Source organism: Streptomyces sp. NPDC020875 (genome assembly GCF_040641415.1).
Lineage (GTDB): Bacteria > Actinomycetota > Actinomycetes > Streptomycetales > Streptomycetaceae > Streptomyces.
Genome location: NZ_JBFADP010000057.1, coordinates 45,449 through 52,000 on the forward strand (window position 1 = coordinate 45,449; position 6,552 = coordinate 52,000).

General features: G+C 71.6%; 9 protein-coding genes. 6 read left to right on the forward strand and 3 right to left on the reverse strand.

Annotated elements, in window-relative coordinates; all coding sequences use genetic code 11:
• Positions 1-79 precede the first annotated feature (79 nt).
• On the reverse strand, positions 80-325 hold the full coding sequence (locus tag AB0G74_RS27805; RefSeq protein ID WP_361151452.1) for a hypothetical protein: 246 nt from the start codon (positions 323-325) through the stop codon (positions 80-82).
• Positions 326-723: 398 nt separating this feature from the next.
• On the opposite strand from AB0G74_RS27805, the gene AB0G74_RS27810 reads away from it, so the two are divergent.
• Positions 724-1,014 (forward strand): hypothetical protein, encoded by a 291-nt coding sequence (locus AB0G74_RS27810; protein WP_361151455.1) that lies wholly within the window; start codon positions 724-726, stop codon positions 1,012-1,014.
• Between the two features lie 212 nt (positions 1,015-1,226).
• On the opposite strand, the gene AB0G74_RS27815 is transcribed toward AB0G74_RS27810, so the two are convergent.
• A complete protein-coding gene (locus AB0G74_RS27815; protein WP_361151457.1) occupies positions 1,227-1,601 on the reverse strand; it encodes a hypothetical protein in 375 nt (124 codons plus the stop codon).
• A gap of 122 nt (positions 1,602-1,723) precedes the next feature.
• The gene (locus AB0G74_RS27820) at positions 1,724-2,683 is read right to left on the reverse strand and encodes a transcriptional regulator (protein ID WP_361151459.1); all 960 of its coding nucleotides are present in this window, start codon (positions 2,681-2,683) and stop codon (positions 1,724-1,726) included.
• A 650-nt stretch (positions 2,684-3,333) separates the two neighbouring features.
• Between AB0G74_RS27820 and AB0G74_RS27825 the strand changes: the two genes are divergently transcribed.
• The 5 genes from AB0G74_RS27825 to AB0G74_RS27845 form a co-directional block, all read left to right on the forward strand.
• A complete protein-coding gene (locus tag AB0G74_RS27825; protein WP_361151462.1) occupies positions 3,334-3,738 on the forward strand; it encodes a hypothetical protein in 405 nt (134 codons plus the stop codon).
• Positions 3,735-3,947, forward strand: coding sequence for a hypothetical protein (locus AB0G74_RS27830; RefSeq protein WP_361151465.1), 213 nt, complete (start codon positions 3,735-3,737; stop codon positions 3,945-3,947). The genes AB0G74_RS27825 and AB0G74_RS27830 overlap by 4 nt, the downstream gene beginning before the upstream one ends.
• A 215-nt stretch (positions 3,948-4,162) precedes the next feature.
• Positions 4,163-4,762, forward strand: coding sequence for a DUF6302 family protein (locus AB0G74_RS27835; RefSeq protein WP_361151468.1), 600 nt, complete (start codon positions 4,163-4,165; stop codon positions 4,760-4,762).
• Positions 4,763-4,818: 56 nt separating this feature from the next.
• Positions 4,819-5,952, forward strand: a complete 1,134-nt coding sequence (locus tag AB0G74_RS27840; RefSeq protein WP_361151470.1) for a phosphotransferase — start codon at positions 4,819-4,821, stop codon at positions 5,950-5,952.
• Positions 5,949-6,552, forward strand: a 604-nt coding sequence (locus AB0G74_RS27845) for an NAD(P)-binding domain-containing protein (RefSeq protein WP_361151472.1), incomplete at its 3' end; no start/stop codon positions are given. The genes AB0G74_RS27840 and AB0G74_RS27845, both read left to right, overlap by 4 nt.

Sequence of the window (6,552 nt, forward strand, 5' to 3'; positions counted from 1 at the left end):
GCCGGGCACGGGCTCAACCGGTCCGCGCCCGGCCGGAACCCGGTGAACGCCGATCCGGCTGTCCCCGTCTATCCGGCCGTCAACGCGAGAGCCGGAGGCACAGCGGCTTCCCGCCCCGGACCTGGACACACACCCGGGTCTTCCTGGGGTAGCGCGGCCCAGTCCGGCCGTCCTTGCCCCAGTAGGTCTCGACGTGGGTTCCACCGGTCCGGCGCCCCTTCGCCCAGCCGGACTTCGCGGTGAGCTTCCCTCCGGGGGTCTGGACCAGCCACCGCAGATCGTGCGTACGCCGGGGCGACTCCGTGGACGCGTAGATCCATCCCACGCCGACCTTCCCGCCGGGCGCGGCCCAGGTGTGCAGGACGATCGCCGGAGTGCACCCGCTCCCGGCGGGGGGCTTCCGGCACTCCTGGACGCGGATGGTCCCGGATGTCGCCGGAGCGGGCTGCGCAGCAACGAGAGCGGAGAGGGACACAAGGGCCGCCGTTGTGACCACGGCAGCCCGGCTGATGATCTTCATACTGAGGTCAACCGGCCTCCCGCCCGGTGGTGGTGGCCACGGCCGGATGACCACCCGCACGGGGTACCACAGCACCCGGGCCGCCGAGCTGGACACGCGAGACGGCCAGCGCGTCCCGCGACCTCACCCGCTCCCGGCCCAGCGCATCTGATCAGTACGGCACCGCAACCGGGCGCTCAGCCTCTGCGTGTGAGCAAAGGGCTATGTTCGAGTATCTGTGTGTCAGACCCCGGGAGGGAAAAGTGCCGGAGAAGTGGATCCGCTTCACCGACCGTATCTACTACGAAGTGCGGGAACTGCGGCATGCCGCTTGCCCGGAGTGCGGCATGGACCTGGGCCTCACGCTGGTGGGAGAGCCCGGCGAGAATCCGGATGTAATTTGCCCCTGCGATACCCGGTTCGCCTACCCCAACAGCTGGCCGACCTGGTGGGAGGAAGCAACCGCCAAGCCCGCCTTCCAGCCGCAGCACGACGCGCGGAGCGAAGAGTCGTGACCCCGTCTCGTGATCCGGCCCCACGAGCGAGCCTCAAGCCGGGCCGTTGAGCCCGGAGCCACTTGTGCCGGACCAGTTCACACACAGTCACAGATAGAGTGGCGCATCCGCAGAACTGGCGACGGGTGTTTACACGAGGTGCAGAGCGGCCCGGATCACCCGGTGCCCGGCCCCGGCGCGTCCGCAGTACGACAACCCGCGCCGTCCCGTTGTTAGGTTCTCCACGGCTCGTCTGTCGGCCGTGAACCGTCGGCGGGAGGCAGCGGCGGACGCAGGACGCGTACGGCGTCCTGGCCCCACCAGACGGCAAGGTTCTGGGTGCTGAGGACACCGTCGTCGTCGTTCGGGAGAGTGATCTCGACGTGGTAGGCGTACCGGCGTCCGCGCCCGCCGGGGCCGGGGTAGTCCTGGCGCATCAGGACCCATCCGCGGCGCCAGGCCCCGCGGGTGTAGATCCAGAGCCCGGGGAGGCGGCCCCGCCGGTACACCACGGCGTTCACGGAGCCGGGACTGTGCTCGGGCCGCCACGGCGGGACTTCCTCGGCCTCGCGGTCCGGTACGGATGACGGTTCGGGTTCCTCGCGCACACAGCGACCCTAAACGGCGTGCCCCGGGGATCCCGGCGCAGACACTAGAGCCCCCGGCGTTCGTTCGCCGGGGGCTCAGCGGCTGTGGCCGCCGGTCGAGAGTGACATTTCCGGGCCCGGTATCAGGCCACGGCCCTCGTCGCGCGCTCGTAGACCGCTCGGGCCGCAGGGTTCGCCTGGTACGGCCGGAGGCGGACGGCGATCTCCCGGACATGCCGGTCCACGCGGTCCGAGTGCATCGCCGGGTAGCCGTCCAGCACCGTCGACCACGTCTCGCACGCGGCTTCGAGGTGGCCGAGTTCAAGCCGCCGCTCGGCCAGGACGGCGGAGAAGCGGAGGAAGCCGACCTGTGAGTTCGACTCGTCACGGAGGGAGAAGTATTCCTCCATGGACTGGACACTCCCGGCCAGGTCCCCGAGTGCGTACCGTACCTGCGACGTGTGGAGCGCCAGCGTGGAGGGGCGGTACCCGCCGAAGGTCTTGGCGCCGCTTTCGGCCCGGCTGACGGCCTTCTCCGTGACGCGGAGGCTGTGGAGCGCTCCGGCCCGGTCGCCCGCGACGGCCAGGGCGTGCGCCTGCTGCCCCTCCATGAAGGCGAGCATTCGCGGGCCCGACGACGGAGCAGCGGCCATGGCGGCTGCTGCCAGCCGGGCGGCCGGGGCCCCGTGGCCGAGGTCGACGGCTTGGACGGACATGCCGCGGAGGATGTGGCAGTACGTGTTGTGGTCTCCGGCTGCTCCGGCGAGTTCCAGGCCGGTTGTGTAGTACCGCTGAGCCAGCCGGTGGAGACCTTCGTCCACGGCCATCCACCCGGTCAGATAGCTGAGGAAAGCGGCGGCCGAGAGCATGGCGCGGCGGATGTCCTCCGGCGCGTCGGCGCGGAGGTACGGGACGACGGTGTTGACCATGAATGCCGCCGCCATGGGGCGCGCGAACCGGCCGCCGAAGTCATCTTCGACGTCGGCGAGTTTTTCCGTCATCTGCCGTACGAGGTCGACGTCACGAGCGCCGATCCGGCGGGGAGTACCCGCTTGCACCGCCTCCATCCGGCCCACGACGTCGGGCCATCCGGGGATGGTCATGGCGACGGAGAAAAGCCCTGCGTTTATCATGCTGCGCCGTGACGGATCCATATCCTGTCTCCCGAGGTCGAGCAGCGTCGTAATAGGGCTTGAGCGGCCGGATAAGGGGCTGTCAGCCTCTTCGGGCCACCCTGCCTCAAGGGCCGTCACCTGACGCCCGAGCTGGCGCGACAGGGCCTCCAGGACGATCGGTCGGACCGTCGTCTTCGGCACCTTCCCGCAGAGCCAGTGGTGGACCCCTTGCGCACGGTACTGAAGCGGCGTTCCCCGCTCGGTGCCGATGCGGTTCACGGCTTGGGACAGCTGCCGCAGCGTCCATCCGCTCTCGCGGTACAGCCGTTCGAATCCCGTGCTCACCGCTCAACTCCCCGCCGTCGTTGGAACCTTTGGAAAATGCGCTCCGCTTCCACGGTACCCGGCGCTGTGGCCACGCGGTTACCTGGTGTGCACGCCGATCCTGGCCACTGAGGGGAGGGCCGCGCACCGCGATGTCGAGGCACTGGCCGCTGTACGCCATATACCTGCTGCCCTCTCGGCACGTCCCGACCCGGCGTTACCCAATTACTGGGCCCGCCGCCGGTGTTCCGCGCGGTCCGGCTCCCGCGCACCCGTTCCGCATACCCTCACGCACCCTCGCCTGGGACACCTCTATGCTCACCCGCTCCGAGATCGAACCCGTCGCCCCGGCCCTTCCCCCGATCGGCTTGTTCGGGCTCTGCGCCCGTACGCGTACGCTCCGGCAGCTCCGGCTCGTCCTGTCCGCCCCGGACGACGAGGTGTACGACGCGCTGGAGGACGTCCTCGGCCGCTACTCCGTACCGCATCCCCCGCCCGCCGTCGCGGTCTGCCTCTTCTGGGGACTGGTGCGGGTCGCGGCCCGGGTAGGGGCATCGCCCCGGCTGTCGGCGCGCTGTACGGACGTACTGGCCCGGGCCCGCGAACTCACCGGAGCCGTGGAGACTGCCGGTCCGGTCGGCGCGATGCCGCTGGCGGACCTGCGGCGCCTGGCCCTCGTACTGCTGGATCTCCTGGACCGGGTCGGTGATGACCTGTGACCCCGCCGCCGTACGACCACCAGCGGGCCGACGATGACGCCGCCGGAGCCGCCGCGCGTGGGCATCCGCTGCCGCCCCGGCCTTTGGCCGGGGACCGGGAGCCGCCGGATCTGATCATGGTGCCGCGTCCCATGCTGCCGGTCCTGGTGATCGTGGAGGAGGTCTCCGAACCGCCGGTCGCCGCCCTGCAAGGGCACCGCTCCCCGTGACCGCCGGGCCCCGCCAGGGACCGGGGCCCGGCCCCCTGCGGGGCGCCGTCCGACCCGATCCGGCCCGTGCCGCGATCCGCAAAGGACGGTGCCGCTCCCGCCGCCTCCCCTTTTCGGCGGGACCCCCGGCCGCCGCCCTGCGCCCCGACGCGGCGGCGGCCGGGAGCCCAACCCCTTCCTCCCTCTTCCTTGTTCGTGTTGCCGAGAGGAGTGCCGTGTCCGTCACCCATCCGCCCCAGGTGGAGTCCCAGATCCAGCTGCTGCCGCCCGAGGCCGCCAGAGACATCGCCTACTACCGGGAACGGCTGGCGGACCCCTCGCTCCTGGAGGCCGCGGTCACCGTCAGGGTCCTCGACGACGCCCGGCTGGCCGTGCCCGTCGGCCCCGGCCGCCTCGGCGGCTACCTCCCCTACGACGTCCTGGTCCTCGCCGTCGAGGCCCGCGAACTCCTCACCGGCCTGCCGGGCTTCCCGCATCTGCGCCTCCACTGGTCCCCGGACGGCGACGTCTGCCACGCCGTGGAATGGGGGGAGCCCCAGCCGGACACGGACGACGATGTCCGCCTGGGCCGGTTCTACGGCTACCGCGAGTCGGCGATCGGCGAATACGCCGCCCGGCGCCGGGCGTGTGCCCACCGGCCGCCGTGCCCCGGCGCCGGAGCCGCCGACCAGGAGGCCGCGCGGGTGACCTGCCGGGACGACGTGACGGGCTGGGCCCGGCTCTGCAACGGGCTCGTCGTCTTCTCCGACACCGGGGCTCTCGCCCCGGACGGCACCGCGACCCCGCCCCGCCGGCCGGAGCCGACCGCCCCCTGACCTCCCCCCTTCGTCCCGCTCACCATCCGTCCCACCCCTTGTATCTGGAGCCGATCATGAACCCTCAGTCCCTGGCGCCGACCGACCGCCAGCTGGATATACCCCCGGTCCTCCGGTACGGCCGTGACCGGATCCTGGACGCCGCGGCGGCGCAGTGGCCGGGGTCGACGATCCGGATTCGCGGGTACGTCCCGTCGGCGACTTCGTGCGTCTTACGGATCGCGGTCGGCAACACGCCGTTCGTCGCGAAGCTTTCCCTGCTCGGCGTGTCCGTGTCCTCCGTGCTGCGCGGCACGCACGGGGCGTGGCCCGAGGTGCTGGCGGCCCAGGAGCAGTACGAGTCCGGCGCGGGGCATCTGATGGAGCGGCAGGCCCTTCAGTACGGGTTGCTGGCGTCCGCCGGGCTCGGCGATTCGCAGCCGGTGGTCCGGGACGGCGTTCTGTTCACCCGGGAGTTGCCCGGCCGTCCGCTGGGCGCCGTGGTCGCCCAGTACCCGGCCCGCACCAGCCGACTGCTCCGAGGGGCGTTGCGGGAGCTGAATATCCTGACTGCCCGTCCGGAAGCCCTGGTCCTGGCCCGTGCGGCGGGCACACCCGATGCCACGATCTCCGCCGTCTTCGAGCGCAAGTTCGGCCAGAGTCAGCGGTCGGACGAGCTGCTGGAGCAGGCGGTGATCCGGCTGCGCGAACTGGCCGCAGGTCTGGACTCACCTGACGTGGCGGTGTTCGGCGACCTCAAGCCGGAGCATGTCCTTGTCGGACGGGACCGGTACGCGTTCATCGACCCCGCTCTGTCCGTCGGGTCGCCCGTGCTCGACGTCGCGAAGCTCGTATCGCGGCTGGTTCTGTACCTGGCGGTCGTCCCCTCTTCGAACCCCTGCCGCGCGATGGCCGGGATCGACGAAGCGGTGGCGGAGTGGGCCCGCCACACTGCGCCGGGGCCCCACGGGGGTGGGCGGCTGTGGCAGCTCGTTCTGGCGTGGGCGATGGATACGGCAAACATCCTGCACACCGTTCGGACGGCCCCGGCGATGATGCCGCTGCCCGGTCATCTCCACGGTCTGCTGGGCGTGGATCACCGTGTGGTCCTGATGCTGGACCGGATCGCCCGCGCCCTGGAGCAGAACGGTGACGGCGGCCGGGCCTGGGCGACCGCGCTCTCTCACACCGACCAGGTGCTGGCCCGGTGAGCGCCCGAGCCGCAACCGTGGGCATCGTCGGCGCCGGAGCGGTCGGCCAGGCGGTCGCGATGCTGCTGACGGCGGCCGGGGAATCGGAGCGGATCCTCATCGCCTCCCGTACGGCGGCACGGACGGACGCCCTGGTGACAGATCTGGAGGACATGGCGGTCGTCCTCGGCTCCCCTACCCGCCACGCCCGGTCCGACGTTGACGGGATGCGCGGGTGCGAGGCGATCGTGCTGTGCCCCCGCGCTCCGTTCACCAACACGGCTACCCGCGATGTCCGGATGGCCGGGCTCACCGCGAACGCCCCCCTCATCGGCCGGCTCGGCCGCCGCTTGACCGGATATCCGGGGACGGTCGTCGTCGTGACTAACCCGGTCGACGTCCTGTCCCGGGTTTTCGCGGAGGCTTCGGGGTGCGCCAGGGTCTACGGGGTCGGCGCGGAGACGGACGCCGCCCGCTACCGGATCACCCTCGCCCGAACCGGCGGCGTCCCCGTCGAGAAGGTCACCGGGGGGCAGGTGATCGGTGAGCACGGTGAGGCGGCCGTCCCCCTCTGGGCGGCGGTCGGCGGCCGGGTGGTCCCGTACGACCCCGAGCACGTCC

What these genes read in the sequence shown, in the direction of transcription:
- AB0G74_RS27810 (WP_361151455.1), top strand. Translation starts at nt 724, where the DNA reads ATGTTCGAGTATCTGTGTGTCAGACCCCGGGAGGGAAAAGTGCCGGAG.
- AB0G74_RS27840 (WP_361151470.1), top strand. Translation starts at nt 4,819, where the DNA reads ATGAACCCTCAGTCCCTGGCGCCGACCGACCGCCAGCTGGATATACCC.
- AB0G74_RS27820 (WP_361151459.1), bottom strand. Translation starts at nt 2,683, where the DNA reads ATGACCATCCCCGGATGGCCCGACGTCGTGGGCCGGATGGAGGCGGTG.
- AB0G74_RS27825 (WP_361151462.1), top strand. Translation starts at nt 3,334, where the DNA reads ATGCTCACCCGCTCCGAGATCGAACCCGTCGCCCCGGCCCTTCCCCCG.